This window comes from Leifsonia sp. 2MCAF36 (genome assembly GCF_052115525.1).
Classification (GTDB): domain Bacteria; phylum Actinomycetota; class Actinomycetes; order Actinomycetales; family Microbacteriaceae; genus Leifsonia.
The window spans coordinates 329,064-347,792 of record NZ_JBFRGV010000002.1; the positions used below are offsets into that span (position 1 = coordinate 329,064).

Consider the following 18,729-nt stretch of genomic DNA (forward strand, 5'->3'; position numbering starts at 1 on the left):
CTCCTCTCGTCCACTGCGCCTCCCCGTCTTGCCGCCGCAAACGGAGGACATCGATCCGTCCCCACCTCCCACCTCCTCCGTTTCCTGTCTTCCCCCGGCGTGGCGGATCGGATCTCCTCCCTTTCCTCCGTTTGTGGCTGCGGCGGGCGACGGAGGAGATCCGCCGCGACACGCCGATCGGCGTGCGGAATGGGAGGAGGTCCGGCGCCATCCGGTTCGTACGTCCTCCCTTTTTTGTAGACGGCCGCGGGGCGTGTCCTCCGGGGGTATGACGCGGTGTCAGACCAGGGGATGAACTCCTGTTCTCCCATGGAATCCGGAGGGTCGGATGGGGTGCCCCGCGCGTATCCTCAGGCTATGGAACACCGTTGGATGCGCTGGGCGCCGGCCGTCGTGATCCCGGTCGCGATCGCGACCGCTGCGATCGTGACGCCGCTGGCCGCAGGCGCCGCAGATCTGCCCGTGAAGTCGCCGTCCGACGTGCTCCGGCTGGTCGCCGCGAGCGACACGCGCTCGTTCTCGGGCACGGTCGAGCAGACCTCCGACCTGGGGCTGCCGAGCCTTCCCTCCACATCTTCCGGTTCACAGGATGCGAGCGCCGCCGACATGCTGGAGCTCGCCCTCGCCGACCACACGGCCAAGGTGTGGGTCGACGGTCCCACCCAGGTTCGGGTGCAGGTGCTCGACAAGCTGGCTGAGCGCGATGCGATCCGCAACGGCTCCGACCTGTGGCTCTACCAGTCGTCGGGCGAGAAGGTGTCGCACGCGACGCTTCCGGCCCATGAGCAGACCGCTCCGACTCCGGATGCGACCGCGACGACTCCCTCGCAGATCGCCGAGCGCTTCCTCGACGCCGTCGACCCCTCCACGAAGGTGACGCTCGGCGACAACGTGTCGGTGGCCGGGCGGGACGCCTATGACCTTGTGCTGACTCCGAGGACCGACCAGACCTTGGTGGGGCACGTGTCGATCGCCGTCGACGGCAAGACCGGCATCCCGCTGAAGGTGGCCGTCACGCCGCGCGGCGCGAGCGCTCCGGGGTTCGAGGCCGGGTACACGCAGTTCAGCGACCAGAAGCCCGACGCCTCGGTGTTCGCTTTCACTCCGCCGAAGGGCGCCACCGTCACCGAGCAGAAGCTGCCGACCGGCGGCGACGCCGCGAAGCACGCGGGCACTCATCCGCGGCCCACCGTGACGGGCGAGGGATGGGCGACCGTCGTCGCGCTGCCTGCGGGCTCAGCGCCGGCCTCGGTCTCCGGTGACCCGCTGTTCAGCCAGCTGACGCAGCCGGTGGATGGTGGACGCGCCCTGACCTCGTCGCTGCTGTCGGTGCTGGTCACGTCCGACGGCCGCGTGCTGACGGGTGCGGTGCCCGTCTCGACCCTGCAGGCGGCGGCGAACGCAGCCGGCCAGTGACCGACGCGGCCATCGCGACCAGCGGGCTCACCAAGCGCTTCCGGTCGCGGGCGGTCGTCGACGGCCTCGACCTGAACGTGCCGCGCGGCTCGGTGTTCGGCTTCCTCGGTCCGAACGGGTCCGGAAAGACCACGACGATCCGGATGCTGCTCGGACTCGTTTCGCCGTCGGCGGGTTCCATCCAGGTGCTCGGTGAGGCGATGCCGGATCGGGGTGCGCGCGTGCTCCCGCGGGTCGGCGCCCTGGTGGAGGGGCCGGCGTTCGCGCCGTATCTCTCCGGCGCCGCGAATCTGGTGCGCCGCGACACGGCCGACCGCTACGCGCCGGGCGCGACCCGGACGTCTCGGGTCGAAACCGCGCTGGAGCGCGTTGGCCTGTCGCATGCGGCAGGCAAGCACGTCCGGGCGTACTCCCTCGGCATGAAGCAGCGGCTCGGTATCGCCGGAGCCCTGCTCACCGACCGTGACCTCCTGGTGCTCGACGAGCCGACGAACGGGCTCGACCCGCAGGGGACGCGCGAGGTCCGCACCCTGGTGCGGTCGCTCGCCGACGAGGGGACGACGGTCTTCGTGTCGAGCCACCTGCTGGCCGAGATCGAGCAGGTGTGCACGCACGCCGCGATCATGCGGACGGGCCGTCTGGTGGCCCAGGGGTCGCTGGACGAGTTGAGGCGCGGTTCCGGTCCGCGAGTGGTGGTGGAGACGCCGGATGTGCCGCTCGCCGTCTCCGTGCTCGCGCGCTTCGGCCTGGAGCCGGAGACCGTCCCCTCTGGCGTCGAGGCGTCGCTCTCCGAATCGGCTCCGGCCGCCGAGCAGCTGGCGGCGGCCCTGGTGGGCGACGGCGTGCGGCTGCGCGGTTTCGCGGTGCGCGCCTCCAGCCTGGAGGAGCGCTTCGTCGAGCTCACCGGGGAGGGCTTCGATGTCGAGCAGTGAACTGACCGCCGCGCCTCCGGCCACGCGATCCACCACCGCCGCCCGACGGGAACGGCCCTCGGGAGGCTGGGCGCTGCTCGGCTCCGAGATCTCGGTGATGTTCCGGCGGTGGCGCACCTGGGCGATGCTCGCGGCGCTGGCCGCTGTGCCCATCCTGATCGCCGTCGCGGTGCGCATCACCGGCGGCAGCTCCCGCGGCCCGGCCTTCCTCAGCGAGATCAGCAGCAATGGCCTGTTCGTCGCGTTCACCGCGCTCGTGGTCTGCGTTCCGCTGTTCCTGCCGCTGACGATCGGTGTCGTCGCGGGCGACACGATCGCGGGGGAGGCGAGCCACGGAACTCTGCGCTACCTCGTGATCGCACCGGCCGGGCGCCTGCGCCTGCTGGCCGTCAAATACGCCGGCTGCGCGGTGTTCTCCGTCGCGGCGGCCCTGGTGGTCGGTCTCGCCGGCGCGCTCATCGGCATGCTGCTGTTCCCGATCGGTCCGGTGACGCTCCTGTCGGGGATCCAGGTGAGCCTGCCGGATGCGTACCTCCGGCTCCTGCTGATCGCTCTGTACATCGTCGTGTCGTTGCTCGGGCTGTGCGCGATCGGGCTGTTCCTGTCGACGCTGACCGACGTCCCCGTCGGCGCCATGGCGGCGACGGCTGTGCTCGCCGTCTTCTCGCAGGTCCTCGACCAGCTGCCGCAGCTGGATGGACTTCACCCGTGGTTGTTCAGTCACTACTGGCTGGGGTTCGGCGACTTCCTGCGCGACCCCATCGCGTGGGACTCGTTCGGCGACAACGCGCTGCTGCAGCTCGGTTACGTCGCGGTGTTCGGCGCGCTGGCGATCGGGCGGTTCACGACGAAGGACATCCTGTCCTGAAGCGGCCCCGTCTGCTCACGGGACACCTTCGGCCGTCTGCTCCAGGTCAGATCGCGGCGCCTCACGCTGCGTCGCGATCGTCACGGCCGCGGCTGCGCAGACGACGAGGATACCGACCAGCTGGATCAGCGTGAACCGCTCGTGCAGCACGATCACCCCGAACACCGTCGCGACCACCGGCCCGAAGCTGGTGATGACGGCGTACAGCCGCGGCGTGATACGGCGCAGGATGAATGTGTCGAGGCTGTAGGGGACAGCCGACGACAGCACGCCGAGCGCAAGCAGCAGGAGCAGTACGTGAGCATCGAGTCGGGCGACGTCGACGACGATCAGGGCGAGCGGGACGGTCAGCACCGTCGAGACGACGCTGGCGACGCTCAGCCCCTCCAGCCCCGGGAGCCGCGTTGCGACCTGCCGGGTGAGCAGGATGTAGGCCGCCCAGGCGGCGGCGGCCGTGAGCGCGAGGACCACGCCGAGTGGGTCGATCGCGCCCTCCGTCGCCGTCAGGAGGAGGACTCCCGCCGCGGCCGCGAGTGCGCATCCCGCATCGAGTAGGCGTCGTGAACCGACCAGGGCCAGGGCGAACGGACCGAGGAACTCGATCGTCGCGGCAATACCCAGCCCGAGGCGGCCGACGGCCTCGTAGAAGCTGAGGTTCATCGCGGCGAGCACGACGCCGAGGGCGAGCGCGGACCACAGACGTCGCCAGCGCAGCTCGGAGCGGCGGGGACGGTAGAAGGGCAGCACGGCCACGGCTGTGACGACCTGTCGCGCTGCGACCACAACGATCGACCCGACGACCGGGATGAGGAGCCCCGCGATGGCCGAGCCGAAGTTGATGCTCACCTCCGTCGCCACCTGGGTGCCGGCGCCGACGAGGCGGTCGCGACGGGTGGAGCTCACCGATGGAGCCTACTGGGCGCCCGGCGTCAGAGCGTGCGCCGCATGATCGCGCGGATCGCGCTCGGGCGCCGCACCACCTCGAATCCGCCGTCCCGGAACAGCGACACGGTGCCGTGGTATCGCGCCGCCGTCGAGATCGACGGCCGCAGCTCGGGGTCGACGGGGTAGCCCTCGAGCACCTCCGCCCCCTGCGCGCGGGCGTGCTCGACGGCTCCGTCGAGGAGGGCGCGCGCGACCCCCTGCCTGCGGAACTCCGTCCGCACGACGAAGCACGTGACGGCCCACGGGTCGGCCGGGTCTCCCTCGAGGCGCTTCGTGATCGGCGAGCGGGCCAGGTTCGGGTAGGCCGTGTACGGCTCGACCGCCGCCCAGCCCGCCGGTTCGCCGTCGATCCAGGCGAGGACTCCCGGTGACCCGTCGCGCACCTGCTCGTGCAGCTGGTCGTGCCGGCCGGCCACTTTCAGTTCCTCGAAGCCGGAGCGGGGAAACCGGAACCACTGGCACCAGCATCCGGATGGGTCGCCTGGCGTGCGGAACACCGTCTCCATGTCGCCCCACACGCTTTCGTCCACCGGGCGGACCACTGTGTCGCTCATGTCACGACGCTAGCGCTGACCCCCGACGTCGGCCAAGAGCCGGCGGCATGCCTGTTCTTCGTCACCTGCCGGCCGTAGTATTCGCGACAAGCCACCCCCGCACCCGGCGCGTCGTCGTGCGGGCGGGGGACCGGAGGGAGCACGATGACCGACACGACCACCGCGTCCAACGGACACGATCTCAGCGAGGGGATGCTCGACCGGCTGGACGCCTGGTGGCGAGCGGCCAACTACCTCTCGGTCGGGCAGATCTACCTGCTCGACAATCCGCTGCTCCGTCGGCCGCTGTCCCGCGACGACATCAAGCCCCGGCTGCTCGGGCACTGGGGAACCACTCCCGGCCTCAACTTCATCTACGCCCACCTCAACCGCGCCATCCGGGAGCGGGACCTCGACATGCTGTTCGTCGCCGGTCCCGGCCACGGCGGACCGGGCGTGGTGGCGAGCGCCTACCTCGACGGCACGTACAGCGAGGTCTACAGCGCAATCGACCAGAGCGAGGACGGGCTGCGCCGGCTGTTCCGGCAGTTCTCCTTCCCCGGCGGCATCCCGAGCCACGCTGCCCCCCAGACGCCGGGTTCCATCCATGAGGGCGGTGAGCTCGGCTACGCCCTCTCGCACGCGTACGGCGCGGCGTTCGACCATCCCGACCTCCTCGTCGCGGCGGTGGTCGGCGACGGGGAGGCCGAGACCGGGCCGCTGGCGACCGCCTGGCACTCGAACAAGTTCCTCAACCCGCAGCAGGACGGTGTGGTGCTGCCGATCCTGCACCTCAACGGCTACAAGATCGCTAACCCGACGGTGCTGGCGCGCATCCCGGAGGCGGAACTCCTCGACCTCATGCGCGGCTACGGCTACGAGCCGTTCGTCGTGTCCGGCGGCTTCGACGGCGAGGACCCGCGCGAGGTGCACAAGCGGATGGCGGCGACGCTCGACGTGATCCTCGACCGGATCGCCGCGATCAAAGGCGGCGCGGCGGAGGGCGACTTCGACGGACGTCCGGCCTGGCCGATGCTCATCCTGCGCACGCCGAAGGGATGGACGTGCCCGGCCGAGATCGACGGCCACCCGGCCGAGAACAACTGGCGCTCACACCAGGTGCCGCTCGCGAACGCACGCGACACCGAGGAGCACACGCGGCTGCTGGAGAGTTGGATGCTCTCCTACCGGCCAGAGGAGCTCTTCGACGAGGAGGGCCGCCCGGTCGAGCTGATCACCTCGCTGGCGCCAGCGGGCGACCGGCGGATGAGCGCAAATCCTGTTGCGAACGGCGGCCTCCTCCGGCGCGACCTGCGGCTGCCCGACTTCCGCGACTACGCCGTCGACGTTCCGGTCCCCGGCGACACGGTGGCCGAAGCGACCCGCGTGCTGGGCGACTGGTTCCGGGATGTGATGATCGCCAACCCGCACGACTTCCGCCTGTTCGGTCCGGACGAGGTCGCCTCCAACCGGTTGCAGGCCGTCTTCGAGGAGACGGCCAAGCAGTGGAACGCGGAGTACCTGCCGATCGACTCGGACAACCACCTGGCGCCGCAGGGCCGCGTGATGGAGGTGCTCAGCGAGCACCAGTGCCAGGGCTGGCTCGAGGGGTACCTGCTGTCTGGCCGGCACGGCGTCTTCACGTCGTACGAGGCGTTCGTCCACATCGTCGACTCGATGTTCAACCAGCACGCCAAGTGGCTGAAGTCGGCGAGCGAGGTGCCCTGGCGGCGTCCCGTCGCCTCCCTCAACTACCTGCTCAGCTCGCATGTCTGGCGGCAGGACCACAACGGCGCCTCCCACCAGGACCCCGGCTTCATCGACCACGTCGTCAACAAGAAGGCGGATGTCGTCCGCGTCTACCTGCCGTTCGACGCGAACACGCTGCTCTCGACCTATGACCACTGCCTGCGGTCGGTCGACTACGTCAACGTGGTGGTCGCCGGCAAGCAGCCGTCGCCGCAGTGGCTGAACATGGAGGACGCCGTCGCCCACTGCACCCGTGGCATCGGCATCTTCCCGTGGGCGGGCACCGAGGTCGAGGGGGAGGAGCCGGACGTGGTGCTCGGCTGCGCGGGCGACATCCCGACGCTGGAGACGCTCGCGGCCGCCGACATCCTGCGTCGCCGCCTGCCCGACCTGAAGGTGCGCGTGGTCAACGTCGTCGACCTGATGCGGCTGCAGGACGAGCGGGAGCATCCTCACGGCCTGAACGACCGCGAGTACGACGCGCTGTTCACCACCGACAAGCCGGTCATCTTCGCCTACCACGGCTACCCCTGGTTGATCCACCGCCTCACCTACCGGCGGCGCGGCCACGACAACCTCCACGTCCGCGGGTACAAGGAGGAGGGGACGACGACCACACCGTTCGACATGGTCATGCTCAACGACCTCGACCGGTACCACCTGGTCATCGACGTGATCGACCGGGTGGCCGGGCTCTCCTCCCGCGAGGCGGGGCTGCGACAGGAGATGCAGGATGCGCGTCTCCGCGCCCGCCAGTACACCCGGGAGCACGGGGAGGACATCCCCGAGGTGGCCGAGTGGAAGTGGGGCGGCGGCGAGCGGACCACGCGCATCGACACCACCGGGGGCGACAACGACTGATGTGCGCGGCGCTCAGAGCGGGTGCGCGCCCTCCGGGTCGACCACAGTCAGCTCGGCGATCTTAGCCGCGCGGTGGTCGCCGGAGGAGCGGCCCGTCAGCCGGCGGCCCACCCAGGGCAGGACATAGCGGCGGTAGTAGTCGGCGGTGCGTCGGGTCTTCTCGCCCGGCGGAGCCGCTGCGACCTCCTCCACGCCCCACTCCGGCGGTACCGGAACGCCGAGCGCGGTCAGCACGTTGCTCGCGACGCGGGCGTGGCCGAGCGGGCCGAGGTGGAGGCGGTCCTCCGACCAGTAGCGGATGTCCTCCAGGCCCTGATCGGCCCAGTTGTCGACGAACGTGATGCCGTCGCGCGGGAGCATCGCCCGCACCGCCACCGCCAACTCCTCGCCCCTGCGGCGGATCAGGCCGCCGAGGGGCAGATGGGCGCTCGGGTTCGCACCGCTCAGCAGCAGCATGTGGCTGCCGGAGGCGATCACCCGGTCGGCCGCGGCCATCAGCGTCTGCGCGACGCCCTCGATGGAGACGCGCGGACGCATGATGTCGTTGCCGCCGCCGTTCAGGCTGACCAGGTCCGGATGCTGCGCGATCGCGGGGTCCACCTGCTCGGTCACGATCGGCCCCAGCTTGCGGCCGCGTACGGCCAAGTTGGCGTAACGGAACGGTTCGTCCGAGGCGGCGGCCATCCCGAGCGCCACGAAGTCGGCCCAGCCGCGCACGCGCCCGTCGGGCAGGTCGTCGCCGACGCCCTCCGTGAAGCTGTCCCCGATGGCGATGTAGCTGGAGAATGCGGTGCTCGACACGGGTGCAACGCTACTCCGCCGGGAGCTGCCCTCCGAACGCAGCCCGCGGCTAGCATGGGCCGCAACGACGACGGAGTCCGGAGGGGGATCCCATGCAGAAGGTCAGCACGTTCCTGTGGTTCGAGAGCGGAGTGGAGGAGGCGGCGGAGCTGTACACGTCCCTGATCCCGGACTCGAGCATCCTGGAGGTCCAGCGCTTCGGCGAGGGGATGCCGGACGGGCTCGTCGTTCTGCGCTTCACCCTGGGCGGTGTCGAGTACCAGGCGATGAACACCGGTCCGGCGGGCGGCTTCACCGAGGCGTTCTCGCTCTCGGTGGTGTGCGACGACCAGGCCGAGGTGGACCGGTTGTGGGACGCGCTGACGGCCGACGGCGGCGAGGAGAGCATGTGCGGCTGGCTGAAGGACCGCTGGGGTGTCAGCTGGCAGATCGTGCCGCGACGGCTCCTGGAACTGCAGGCGGACCCGGACCGCGCGCGAGCGAGCCGGGCGAACCAGGCGATGTTGGGGATGCGGAAGCTCGACGTCGCAGCGCTGGAGGCGGCCGCTGACGGCCGCTGACGGTCGCTAGCGGGCGATCAGGTCCTGCCAGCTGAGCAGGTGTTCGACCGTCACGCCGCCGTAGCCGCGCAGCGACGACAGCTGGCTGCGCACCTTCGCCGTCTCGGACTCGAGCAGGGTTGCCGTGTCGTCACCGAACGTCGCCGAGGGTCCGCCGGCGACCTCCGGGGTGTCCGTCTCGACCCCGATGGTGAACGGGATGCGCTTGGCGGCGGCCGCCGTCGCCGCCGGCTTGGCGAGCGCCACGATGCCGTCGGTGCCGCCCGCGTGGTCGCTGAACGCGACGATGGCCACCGACTTCAGCCGGGGGAGCAGGGCGTCGAACGCGGTCCCACCGCCGGGCTGCGGCTTGGCAGCGAGCCACCACGGCAGGTCGGCTCCGATCGGCACCGAACCCGCGGCTGTCTTCGCGCTGTCGTACATGGCCTGCAGCTTCGCCACGACCGCCGGCAGCTGGTCGTCGGAGGAGACCACCCACGGCTCCACGTCGAATTGGATGGCGTCGAACGGCGCCGCACGGAGGGCCGCGGCCGTCCAGTCCGCGGCGAGAGACGGATCGTCCGCCCACGCGGCGTCGCCGCCGAGTGCGGCGACCTTCGTGACGCCGGCGGCGTGCAGCGCGGCGACCGCGTCGGTCAGCCAGGCCGAGAACGGCCCCTCGTCGGCGGCCCACGGCACGGAGAGGAACACCGTGCGCAGCTTGTGCGCCGCAGCGAAGTCGGCCAGCGCCTGCGGCTCGAACTGCGCCTCGCCGAGGCCACGCGCATCCACTGCAGGATCGATGGGGTTGCCCCACGCCCACATCCCGGTGATCGCCGAGGTGGGTGTGGTGCTCGCGACGCGCTGGGTCACGGCCGCTGCCGGCGCGGTGGCGATCAGAGCAGACCCGCCGATGGCGAGGGCCAGCGCCGACGCCGTGACGGCGGAGCGGAGACGTGGAACGCGCATGGCACACCCTTTGAACGCGGAACGGTACGGTCACCGCAGATTCGGGTGTGCGGTATCCCCATCATTCCAGGCCCAGAGGATTCGTCTATGCCGCGTTCGGGGGACACGAGGGGGAAGTGTTCGCTAGTCGCGCCAGCCGAGGGCCGGCGCGATCTGGGTGACGATCGTCTCCAACAGGTGCGCGTTGTAGTCCACCCCCAGCTGATTCGGCACGGTCACCAGCAGAGTGTCTGCGTCGGCGACCGCGGCATCCTCGCGCAGCTCCTCCACGATGCGCTCGGGGTCGCCGACGTAGCTCTTGCCGAAGCGGGCGAGTCCGCCGTCGAGGTGGCCGACCTGGTCGTGCCGTTCGGCGAGGGCGGAGGCGCCGAAGTACCGGCGGTCCAGGTCCGTGGTGATCGGCAGGATGCTGCGGCTGACCGAGACGCGCGGCTCGCGCTCCCAGCCGGCCGCGGCCCAGGCGTCGCGGTACTGCTGCAGCTGCTCTGCCTGCAGGTCGGAGAAGGGAACGCCGGTGTCTTCGGTGAGGAGGGTCGAGCTCATCAGGTTCATGCCCTGCTCCGCGGCCCAGAGGGCGGTCGCACGCGTTCCCGCGCCCCACCAGATCCGGTCCGCGAGCCCGGGCGACTGCGGCTCGATCGCGAGCGCGCCGCGCTGGCCGCCGGTCATCGCCGGGTTCGCCTCGGCCACACCCGCGCCCGAGATCGCGGCGCGGAACAGCTCGGTGTGCCGGCGGGCCATGTCGGCATCCGTCTCGCCCTCGGCGGGCGCGTAGCCGAACGACTCCGAACCGCGCAGCGCGGTCTCCGGTGAGCCGCGGCTCACGCCCAGCTGCAGCCGGCCGCCGCTGATCAGGTCGGCGGCTGACGCATCCTCGGCCATGTACAGAGGATTCTCGTAGCGCATGTCGATCACGGCGGTGCCGATGTCGATGCGGCTCGTGCGCGCGCCGATCGCCGCCAGCAGCGGGAAGGGCGAGGCGAGCTGCGGGGCGAAGTGGTGCACGCGGACGAACGCGCCGTCCGCACCCAGCTCCTCCGCCGCGACGGCGAGCTCGATGGTCTGGGTGAGGGCGTCGGCCGCGGTGCGCGACACGGAGCCGGGAATGGGCTGGTAGTGCCCGAAGCTGAGGAACCCGATGCGTTTCACATCCACTCCAATCGGTCCTCGTCGCAGCCTATTCCGTCACGCTAGAGTCCGGGTGTGGCGGATTGGCTGTGTGCAACGTGTGCGGTGGAGACGAGCGCGGTCCCAGACGCCGCGGGTGAGCGTCCACCCGCCTCGTGTCCCATCTGCGAGGACGAGCGGCAGTACGTCCCGCCGACCGGTCAGGAGTGGACCACCCTGCAGCGCCTGCAACGCGAGGGGGAGCGGGTCGTCATCACCGAGCTGGAGCCCGACCTCTACGGGCTGCGCAGCGAGCCGCGGGTCGGGATCGGGCAGCAGAGCATCCTGCTCCGCACGCCGGAGGGCAACCTGCTGTGGGACCCGACCGGGTACGTCGACGAGGCGGCGGCCGCTGCGGTGCAGGACCTCGGCGGCGCCGCCATCATCGCCACCAGCCACCCGCACATGTTCGGGGCTCAGGTGACCTGGTCCCGGATGCTGGGCGACCCTCCTGTGCTCGTGAACGCGGCCGACCGGCACTGGGTGCAACGAGACGACCCGGCCATCCAATCCTGGACCGGTGAGGTCGAGGTGCTCCCCGGCGTCACCCTGCGGACCATCGGCGGCCACTTCCCGGGAAGCGCCGTCGTGCACTGGGACCGCGGTGTGGTGCTCAGCGGGGACACCGTCTTCCCGGGGCCGTCGCAGCGCTGGGTGACGTTCCAGCGCAGCTACCCGAACGACATCCCACTCTCCGCCTCCGTGGTCCGGCGCATCGCCGACGACGTCTGCGACCGTCCGTTCGAGCGGCTGTACGGCAACCTCGGCAACGTCGTGCTGCAGGACGCCCGGGGTGCGGTGCAGCGGTCGGCCGAGCGGTACATCGGCTGGGTGAGCGGCGCGTTCGACCACCTCACCTGAGCCTCAGAGGAACGGCGCCAGCTCCATCTCCATCGCCCGCTTCGGCTTGGCGCCGACGATCGTCTTGACCACCTCGCCGTCGCGGAACACCTTCATCACCGGCAGCGCCATCGCTTTGTAGGCGACCGTGGTCTCCATGTTCTCGTCGGCGTTGATCTTGACGATGCGGATGCGGTCGCCGTGCTCCTCCTGCAACTTCTGCAGGATCGGCGACAGCGCACGGCAGGGACCGCACCACTCCGCCCAGAACTCGACGACGGTGGTGCCCGGTGCGGCGAGCACATCCTCCTGGAAGCTGGCGTCGGTGACGCTCTCGATGGTGGTCATGCAGGCACGCTAAGCCCTGACCTCGGGGGCAGGGTCAAGGGGTGAGGCTCGAATCCTGTGCGAGCATGGGAGTCAGGAGGTGCGCATGGAGATCCTGAGCCCGCAGCAGATCCGCGAGTCGTTCGTCAACTGCTCCCGCGGCGAAGCCGAGGAGCTTCCCCTGCCACCCGGCCTGCACGAGGTGGACTGGGCGCGACGCGAGTACCTCGGCTGGCGCGATCCGCGGCTCCCGCAACGCGGCTACGTCGTCATCCCGGCCGCCGACGGCCCGGTGGGGATCGTGCTGCGCGCGTCCGAAGCGTCCATGCGGTCGAACGCGCCCACCATGTGCGGCTGGTGCCAGGATGTGCACCTCACGAACGACGTCTGGTTCTGGTCGGCGCGACGCGCGGGGCAGGCCGGCCGCAATGGCGACACGGTGGGCACGCTGGTCTGCGGAGCCTTCGAGTGCAGCGCCAATGTGCGGAGGACGCCGCCGCCGTCGTACGTCGGCTTCGACGCCGACCTGGTGGTCGCCGAGCGGATCGCGGGGCTGGCCCAGCGCGCCCGCCGCTTCGCCGCGACCGTCGTCGGTGCCCGTATCTGATCGTCGTGCCGCCGGTGGTGTCTGAGTTCACGACATAGGTCTCAGCGGGAACTCGGCCTCGAGCTCCGAGCGGGGGCGCGCCTTGCGTCGGAGAGACGGGCGCGAATCTCCGACCGGCCGCGGTATGTCGGAGATCTGGGCCCCGATCGGCGCGGATCTCCGAACCTAGCGGCCGGATCTCCGACGCTAGTGACATGACACAGTCGGAGGCATGTCACCCAGCTATTGGGCCAACAACACAAAAGGTCCCCGGCCAGAACCGGGGACCCTCTGAAGTGAGACCTATGTCGCGACTCAGGTGAGACCTATGTCGCGACTCATGACAGTCGTGCCGCCGGTGGGACTCGAACCCACACGCCCTTCCGGACAAAGCATTTTGAGTGCTCCGCGTCTGCCATTCCGCCACGGCGGCGCACAACAACACCTGAACAATACCGTAGGCTTTTGTGCGTGACTGACCAGGAAACGACCCCCACCGCACCCCGCCGCGTCGTCGTTGCGGAGGACGAGTCCCTCATCCGCCTCGACATCGTCGAGATCCTGCGTGACAACGGGTTCGAGGTCGTCGGTGAGGCCGGAGACGGCGAGACGGCCGTCGCCCTGGCCACCGAGCTGCGCCCCGACCTGGTCATCATGGATGTGAAGATGCCCCAGCTCGACGGCATCTCGGCTGCCGAGCGTCTGTCGAAGGACCACATCGCTCCCGTCGTCCTGCTGACCGCTTTCAGCCAGAAAGAACTGGTCGAGCGCGCGACCGAGGCCGGCGCTCTGGCGTACGTCGTCAAGCCGTTCACGCCGAACGACCTCCTTCCGGCCATCGAGATCGCCCTCGCCCGCTACCAGCAGATCATCGCGCTGGAGGCCGAGGTCTCCGACATGGTGCAGCGCTTCGAGACCCGCAAGCTGGTCGACCGCGCCAAGGGCCTCCTCAACGAGAAGATGGGCCTGTCCGAGCCGGAGGCGTTCCGCTGGATCCAGAAGGCGTCGATGGATCGCCGCCTGACCATGCACGACGTCGCCCAGGCGATCATCGAGCAGCTCGCGCCGAAGAAGTAGTCGCCTTTTCGCGGCCGGCGACATAGGGAGGAGTTTTCGGCGCAAGCTGCCGAGCGCTCCTCCTTTTCCCGTCTTCTGAGGCAACCACGTTCACGGACTCCTCCGTTTGCGTCAGGAAGCGGAGGGCTTCGCCTGTGACACGCGGTGCCCGGGCACGAAAAGGAGGAGCCCAGTTCGGAAGGTCGCGAGCCGTCCTCCGTTTTCGACGGGTGAGGGCGGAAGGCGGCTCCTACAGCTCCTTGATCAGGTTCGTGATGCGGATGGTCGAGCAGCGGCGACCCCGGTCGTCGGTCACGGCGATCTCGTGCGTCGTCAGCGTGCGGCCCAGGTGGATGGGCGTGCAGACGCCGGTCACGTAGCCGCTCGTCGCGGAGCGGGTGTGCGACGCGTTGATCTCGATGCCGACCGCGAGGCGTCCTTCGCCGGCATACAGGTTGGCCGACATCGAGCCGAGGGATTCGCCCAGCACCACGTAGGCGCCGCCGTGCAGGAGGTCGGCCGGTTGGGTGTTCCCTTCGACCGGCATCCGCGCCACGGCGCGCTCCACGCTGAACTCGAGCATCTCGATGCCCATCTTCTCGGCCAGCCGACCGAGCCCCCTCTGCTGCACATATGTGAGCGCGTCGTCGGTCATCCTCGGCCTCTCCTGACGGTCGTCTGGACTGTCACCGGCCCCTTGTAGGCTGGCCTGGTGTCAGACTCCGAAAAGCCTACCCTCCTGATCATCGACGGCCATTCGCTGGCATTTCGGGCCTTCTACGCTCTCCCTGTCGACAGTTTCGTGAACCGTGAGGGTCAGCACACCAACGCGATCCACGGCTTCATCGCCATGTTCATCAACCTGCTGCAGCAGCAGAAGCCGACCCACCTGGCGGTCGCGTTCGACATCTCCCGCTACTCGTTCCGCACGCGCGAATACCCGGAGTACAAGGGCACCCGCGGCGAGACGCCGTCCGAGTTCGCCGGCCAGGTTCCGCTCCTCGAAGAGGCGCTGCACGCGATGAACGTGACCACGATCGCCAAGGAGGACTACGAGGCCGACGACATCCTCGCCACCCTTGCGCGTCAGGGCGCCGAGCAGGGCTTCAAGGTGCTGATCGTCTCGGGTGACCGTGACACCATCCAGCTCGTCAACGACGACGTGACCCTGCTGTACCCGAACGTCCGCGGGGTGTCCGAGCTGAAGGTGTACGACCCCGCCGCCGTGCGCGAGAAGTACGGGATCGAGCCGCACGAGTATCCCGAGATCGCCGCCCTCGTCGGCGAGACCAGCGACAATCTGATCGGCATCGACAAGGTCGGCGAGAAGACCGCCGTCAAGTGGGTCCAGCAGTACGGCACGGTCGAGAACATCGTGGCGCACGCCGACGAGATCAAGGGCGTCGTCGGCCAGAACCTTCGCGACCAGAAGGAGAACGCCCTCCGGAACCGGCGCCTGAACCAGCTGCTCGACGACGTCGAACTCCCGATCGGCCCGGCCGACCTCGAACGCAAGCCGCTGAACGAGAACGCTGTGCGCGACATCTTCGCCCGGCTGCAGTTCAAGACCCTGCTCGACCGGCTGATGAAGACGGCGGCAGAAGAGGGGATGCTCGACGGCGTCGCCTCGGCCACCGAGATCGGCGACGCGGGAGCGGTCAGCGCTCCGCCGGTCCGCACGATGGTCGACGAAGAGCTGGAGAACTGGCTGACGAAGGCCTCAGCCGACGGCGCGGCCATCGCCGTCCAGCTCGAGACCGGCCCGGCCGGCATCACCGGGTTCGGCCTGGCCATCGGCGACGACAGCGTCTACGTGCCGTGGACAGCCGGTCGCAAAGACTACGAAGCGCTGGAGACGTGGCTCGCGAGCGGTGCGCCCAAGTACTTCTTCCACGCCAAGCCGCAGTTCAAGGCGCTGAGCCGTGCCGGCTTCGTGGTCGATGGGCTCGCCTTCGACACGCGCGTCGCCTCCTGGCTGGTCAAGCCGGGCGCCGCCCCGCAGTCGCTCGCCGAGCAGGTCTACGAGGTGCTCGGCGAGACGCTCCCCGTCTCCGACCCCAACCAGCTCGTGCCGATCAACGACGCCGTGAGCCCGGCGACCGAAGCCTGGTTCATCCGCCGCGTCGCCGAGGGGCAGATGATCGCCCTCGACGAGGGCACGCGCGCCGTCCTCGACGACATCGAGCTGCCGCTGGTCGCCGTGCTGGCGGAGATGGAGCTGAACGGCGTCTCCATCGACTCCGAGGTCCTCTCACGGCTCCGCGGTCAGCTGACCGACAAGGCCAACGACTACGCCGCCCAGGCGTACGCCCAGATCGGTCACGAGATCAACCTCGGCTCGCCCAAGCAGCTGCAGCAGGTGCTTTTCGACGAGCTCGGGATGCCGAAGACCCGCTCCACGAAGACCGGGTACTCGACCGACGCCGGGTCGCTCGCCGACCTGCAGGAGAAGAACCCGCATCCGTTCCTCGGCCTGCTGCTCCAGCACCGCGACGCGACGAAGCTGAAGCAGATCGTGGAGACGCTGGAGCGGTCGGTCGAAATCGATGGACGCATCCACACCACCTACGACCAGACCGGCACCAGCACCGGCCGCATCTCGTCGAACGACCCGAACCTGCAGAACATCCCGATCCGCACGGAGGAGGGGCGCGAGATCCGCTCGGCCTTCACGCAGGGCGAGGGCTTCGAGACCCTCCTCACGGCCGACTACTCGCAGATCGAGATGCGGATCATGGCGCACCTCTCCGGCGACGCAGGGCTGATCGAGGCGTTCAACGCGGGGGAGGACCTGCACCGCTTCGTCGGCTCGCGCGTGTTCGGCGTCTCCCCGGCCGAAGTGACCTCCGCCATGCGCACCAAGGTCAAGGCGATGTCGTACGGGCTCGCCTACGGCCTCAGCGCCTTCGGTCTCTCCAAGCAGCTGCGCATCGAGACCTCCGAGGCTCGTCAGCTGATGACCGACTACTTCGAGCGTTTCGGCGCGGTGCGCGACTACCTGCGCAACGTGGTCGAGCAGGCACGCGTGGACGGCTTCACCGAGACGATCTTCGGGCGTCGTCGGCCGTTCGCCGACCTGACATCCACCAACCGCGTGCTGCGCGAGAACGCCGAGCGCCAGGCGTTGAACGCGCCCATCCAGGGCTCGGCGGCCGACATCATGAAGGTCGCGATGCTCGGGATCGCCGGCGACATCATCGACCAGCGGCTCGAATCACGGATGCTGCTGCAGGTGCACGACGAGCTCATCTTCGAAGTCGCGAGCGGCGAGTGGGATGCGCTGGAGGCCATCGTGCGGGCACGGATGACCGGGGCCGTCGACCTCCGCGTTCCTCTCGACGTCCAGGTCGGTCGCGGCGCGAACTGGGACGCGGCTGCACACTGAGGCGAGTTATCCACAGCCCGGATGTTCCCGTGTCCAGCGAGGGGCGTCGTCGGTAGGGTCGAATCATGACCAACGATCAGAAGCGCGAACCCACCCCGGTCGACACGATCGCCGAGGAGTGGGTGGACACCCAACTCGAGCTGTACCCGGAATTCCACGTCTGGCTGGGCCGCCCCGGCCGTGAGGGCGAGTACGCCGACTACTCGCCGGCCGGTGCCGAGCACGCCATCGCCAAGGTGAAAGAGGCGCTGGCCCGTATCGAGGCGGCCGAGCCCGTTGACGAGATCGACCGCGTCACCAAGATGGACCTTGCGCGCGAGCTGCAGCTCACCATCGAGAAGCACGAGGCCGGCTTCGCGCAGCGCGACCTCAATGTGATCGCCTCCCCGGCGCAGGAACTCCGCGAGATCTTCGACCTGGTCCCGACCGATACCGAGGACGACTGGGCGAACGTCGCCAAGCGCCTGCACAACCTGCCCGCGGCGATGGACGGCTACATCGAGACCCTGCGCAGCGGCATCCGGAATGGCAACGTCCCGGCGATCCGTCAGGTGCGCGAGGTGCTCATCCAGGCGCGCAAGCAGGTCGCCGACACCGGGTTCTTCTTCGAGTTCACCGCACACGCGAAGCCGCTCGACGGCGTGCTGCCCGAGTCGCTGAAATCCGACCTGGCCGCCGGTGCCGCGGAGTCGGCGCAGGCCTATGCGACGCTCGCCGACTTCTTCGAGAACGAGCTGGCACAGCACGCTCCCGAAAAGGACGCGGTGGGCCGCGAGCACTACGCTCTCGCCTCGCGCGGCTTCCTCGGCGCGACCGTCGACCTCGACGAGACCTACGAGTGGGGCATCGAGGAGCTGGCCCGGATGCGCTCCGAGCAGGAGTCCATCGCGAACGAGATCAAGCCGGGAGCGAGCGTGCTCGACGCGATCGCCTTCCTCGACGGCGATCCGAGCCGCAAGCTGCACGGCACGGACGCACTGCAGCGGTGGATGCAGGAGACCAGCGACCGCGCGATCGAAGAACTCGGTAAGTCCCACTTCGACATCCCCGCTGAGATCCGGCGCCTCGAGTGCATGATCGCCCCCACGCAGGAGGGCGGCATCTATTACACCGGGCCGAGCGACGACTTCGCGCGCGCCGGCCGGATGTGGTGGAGCGTGCCAGAGGGCGTCACGGAGTTCGACACCTGGCGCGAGCTGACCACCGTCTACCACGAGGGGGTGCCGGGTCACCACCTGCAGATCGCCCAGGCGACCTACAACAAGGCCCAGCTCAACTCGTGGCGCCGCATCGCGGGTACGTCCGGCCATGCCGAAGGCTGGGCGCTGTACGCCGAGCGCCTGATGGAGCAGCTCGGCTACCTCGACGACCCCGCCGACCGCCTGGGGATGCTCGACGGTCAGCGGATGCGTGCAGCTCGCGTCGTGCTCGACATCGGAGTGCACCTCGAGAAGCCGCTACCGGACGGCTCCCGACCCTGGACGGGCGAAGACGCTTTCCCGTTCCTCCGCGAGAACGTCAACATGAACGACGGGTTCGTCCGCTTCGAGGTGAACCGCTACCTCGGCTGGCCGGGTCAGGCGCCCTCGTACAAGATCGGTCAGCGCATCTGGGAGCAGCTGCGCGACGAGTACGCGCGCCGCGAGGGAGCGTCCTTCGACATCAAGGCGTTCCACAAGAAGGCGCTCGATATCGGCGGCGTCGGCCTCGACACGCTGAAGGCGGCGCTGCTCGACTGAGCAGCGCACCCCGTCA

General features: G+C 69.5%; 17 protein-coding genes and 1 tRNA gene. 10 read left to right on the top strand and 8 right to left on the bottom strand.

Features of this window, described 5'->3' with window-relative positions; all coding sequences use genetic code 11:
* The first annotated feature begins 357 nt into the window (after window positions 1–357).
* Genes AB4079_RS05120 through AB4079_RS05130 form a run of 3 tightly spaced genes read left to right on the top strand, consistent with a single transcriptional unit; the run spans window position 358 to window position 3,216 of the window.
* Window positions 358–1,416 (top strand): LolA family protein, encoded by a 1,059-nt coding sequence (locus AB4079_RS05120; RefSeq protein WP_441786204.1) that lies wholly within the window; start codon window positions 358–360, stop codon window positions 1,414–1,416.
* Window positions 1,413–2,348 (top strand): ABC transporter ATP-binding protein, encoded by a 936-nt coding sequence (locus AB4079_RS05125; protein WP_441786205.1) that lies wholly within the window; start codon window positions 1,413–1,415, stop codon window positions 2,346–2,348. The genes AB4079_RS05120 and AB4079_RS05125 overlap by 4 nt, the downstream gene beginning before the upstream one ends.
* Window positions 2,335–3,216 carry an ABC transporter permease gene (locus AB4079_RS05130; RefSeq protein ID WP_441786206.1) on the top strand — a complete coding sequence of 294 codons (882 nt, stop codon included), beginning with the start codon at window positions 2,335–2,337 and terminating at the stop codon, window positions 3,214–3,216. Before AB4079_RS05125 ends, AB4079_RS05130 begins: the two co-directional genes overlap by 14 nt.
* Before the next feature lie 15 nt (window positions 3,217–3,231).
* On the opposite strand, the gene AB4079_RS05135 is transcribed toward AB4079_RS05130, so the two are convergent.
* Together AB4079_RS05135 and AB4079_RS05140 are read right to left on the bottom strand one after the other, a co-directional pair.
* Window positions 3,232–4,119, bottom strand: coding sequence for an EamA family transporter (locus tag AB4079_RS05135; protein ID WP_441786207.1), 888 nt, complete (start codon window positions 4,117–4,119; stop codon window positions 3,232–3,234).
* A gap of 26 nt (window positions 4,120–4,145) precedes the next feature.
* Window positions 4,146–4,715: a GNAT family N-acetyltransferase gene (locus AB4079_RS05140; protein ID WP_441786208.1), complete on the bottom strand. Its 570-nt coding sequence runs from the start codon at window positions 4,713–4,715 to the stop codon at window positions 4,146–4,148.
* A gap of 144 nt (window positions 4,716–4,859) precedes the next feature.
* Between AB4079_RS05140 and AB4079_RS05145 the strand changes: the two genes are divergently transcribed.
* Window positions 4,860–7,304, top strand: coding sequence for a phosphoketolase family protein (locus AB4079_RS05145; protein ID WP_441786209.1), 2,445 nt, complete (start codon window positions 4,860–4,862; stop codon window positions 7,302–7,304).
* Window positions 7,305–7,316: 12 nt separating this feature from the next.
* Here AB4079_RS05145 and AB4079_RS05150 read toward each other — a convergent pair whose 3' ends face one another.
* Entirely contained in the window at window positions 7,317–8,105 is a 789-nt protein-coding gene (locus tag AB4079_RS05150) for an SGNH/GDSL hydrolase family protein (protein WP_441786210.1), read from the bottom strand.
* A 92-nt stretch (window positions 8,106–8,197) separates the two neighbouring features.
* Here AB4079_RS05150 and AB4079_RS05155 point away from each other — a divergent pair, with 92 nt between their 5' ends.
* Window positions 8,198–8,665 carry a VOC family protein gene (locus AB4079_RS05155; RefSeq protein ID WP_441786211.1) on the top strand — a complete coding sequence of 156 codons (468 nt, stop codon included), beginning with the start codon at window positions 8,198–8,200 and terminating at the stop codon, window positions 8,663–8,665.
* Between the two features lie 6 nt (window positions 8,666–8,671).
* On the opposite strand, the gene AB4079_RS05160 is transcribed toward AB4079_RS05155, so the two are convergent.
* Together AB4079_RS05160 and AB4079_RS05165 are read right to left on the bottom strand one after the other, a co-directional pair.
* A complete protein-coding gene (locus tag AB4079_RS05160; RefSeq protein WP_441786212.1) occupies window positions 8,672–9,613 on the bottom strand; it encodes a hypothetical protein in 942 nt (313 codons plus the stop codon).
* 123 nt (window positions 9,614–9,736) lie between these two features.
* Entirely contained in the window at window positions 9,737–10,768 is a 1,032-nt protein-coding gene (locus AB4079_RS05165) for an LLM class flavin-dependent oxidoreductase (RefSeq protein ID WP_441786213.1), read from the bottom strand.
* A 48-nt stretch (window positions 10,769–10,816) separates the two neighbouring features.
* Between AB4079_RS05165 and AB4079_RS05170 the strand changes: the two genes are divergently transcribed.
* Window positions 10,817–11,641, top strand: a complete 825-nt coding sequence (locus tag AB4079_RS05170) for a hydrolase (protein WP_441786214.1) — start codon at window positions 10,817–10,819, stop codon at window positions 11,639–11,641.
* Window positions 11,642–11,644: 3 nt separating this feature from the next.
* Here the strand turns inward: AB4079_RS05170 and trxA are convergent, their stop codons facing one another.
* Window positions 11,645–11,968, bottom strand: a complete 324-nt coding sequence (trxA, locus tag AB4079_RS05175; RefSeq protein WP_441786215.1) for a thioredoxin — start codon at window positions 11,966–11,968, stop codon at window positions 11,645–11,647.
* A gap of 85 nt (window positions 11,969–12,053) precedes the next feature.
* Here trxA and AB4079_RS05180 point away from each other — a divergent pair, with 85 nt between their 5' ends.
* Window positions 12,054–12,554: an FBP domain-containing protein gene (locus AB4079_RS05180; protein WP_441786216.1), complete on the top strand. Its 501-nt coding sequence runs from the start codon at window positions 12,054–12,056 to the stop codon at window positions 12,552–12,554.
* Window positions 12,555–12,883: 329 nt separating this feature from the next.
* On the opposite strand, the gene AB4079_RS05185 is transcribed toward AB4079_RS05180, so the two are convergent.
* Window positions 12,884–12,966 (bottom strand) — tRNA-Leu (locus AB4079_RS05185).
* 38 nt (window positions 12,967–13,004) lie between these two features.
* Between AB4079_RS05185 and AB4079_RS05190 the strand changes: the two genes are divergently transcribed.
* Window positions 13,005–13,610, top strand: a complete 606-nt coding sequence (locus tag AB4079_RS05190; RefSeq protein WP_374010458.1) for an ANTAR domain-containing response regulator — start codon at window positions 13,005–13,007, stop codon at window positions 13,608–13,610.
* Between the two features lie 229 nt (window positions 13,611–13,839).
* Here the strand turns inward: AB4079_RS05190 and AB4079_RS05195 are convergent, their stop codons facing one another.
* Window positions 13,840–14,244: a hotdog fold thioesterase gene (locus tag AB4079_RS05195; RefSeq protein WP_441786217.1), complete on the bottom strand. Its 405-nt coding sequence runs from the start codon at window positions 14,242–14,244 to the stop codon at window positions 13,840–13,842.
* 57 nt (window positions 14,245–14,301) lie between these two features.
* Between AB4079_RS05195 and polA the strand changes: the two genes are divergently transcribed.
* Together polA and AB4079_RS05205 are read left to right on the top strand one after the other, a co-directional pair.
* Window positions 14,302–16,974: a DNA polymerase I gene (gene polA / locus AB4079_RS05200; RefSeq protein ID WP_441786218.1), complete on the top strand. Its 2,673-nt coding sequence runs from the start codon at window positions 14,302–14,304 to the stop codon at window positions 16,972–16,974.
* Between the two features lie 65 nt (window positions 16,975–17,039).
* Window positions 17,040–18,713 carry a DUF885 domain-containing protein gene (locus AB4079_RS05205; RefSeq protein WP_441786219.1) on the top strand — a complete coding sequence of 558 codons (1,674 nt, stop codon included), beginning with the start codon at window positions 17,040–17,042 and terminating at the stop codon, window positions 18,711–18,713.
* Window positions 18,714–18,729: the final 16 nt, after the last annotated feature.

What these genes read in the sequence shown, in the direction of transcription:
- AB4079_RS05120 (WP_441786204.1), top strand. Translation starts at nt 358, where the DNA reads ATGGAACACCGTTGGATGCGCTGGGCGCCGGCCGTCGTGATCCCGGTC.
- AB4079_RS05130 (WP_441786206.1), top strand. Translation starts at nt 2,335, where the DNA reads ATGTCGAGCAGTGAACTGACCGCCGCGCCTCCGGCCACGCGATCCACC.
- AB4079_RS05140 (WP_441786208.1), bottom strand. Translation starts at nt 4,715, where the DNA reads ATGAGCGACACAGTGGTCCGCCCGGTGGACGAAAGCGTGTGGGGCGAC.
- AB4079_RS05145 (WP_441786209.1), top strand. Translation starts at nt 4,860, where the DNA reads ATGACCGACACGACCACCGCGTCCAACGGACACGATCTCAGCGAGGGG.
- AB4079_RS05155 (WP_441786211.1), top strand. Translation starts at nt 8,198, where the DNA reads ATGCAGAAGGTCAGCACGTTCCTGTGGTTCGAGAGCGGAGTGGAGGAG.
- AB4079_RS05160 (WP_441786212.1), bottom strand. Translation starts at nt 9,613, where the DNA reads ATGCGCGTTCCACGTCTCCGCTCCGCCGTCACGGCGTCGGCGCTGGCC.
- trxA (WP_441786215.1), bottom strand. Translation starts at nt 11,968, where the DNA reads ATGACCACCATCGAGAGCGTCACCGACGCCAGCTTCCAGGAGGATGTG.
- AB4079_RS05180 (WP_441786216.1), top strand. Translation starts at nt 12,054, where the DNA reads ATGGAGATCCTGAGCCCGCAGCAGATCCGCGAGTCGTTCGTCAACTGC.
- AB4079_RS05195 (WP_441786217.1), bottom strand. Translation starts at nt 14,244, where the DNA reads ATGACCGACGACGCGCTCACATATGTGCAGCAGAGGGGGCTCGGTCGG.
- AB4079_RS05205 (WP_441786219.1), top strand. Translation starts at nt 17,040, where the DNA reads ATGACCAACGATCAGAAGCGCGAACCCACCCCGGTCGACACGATCGCC.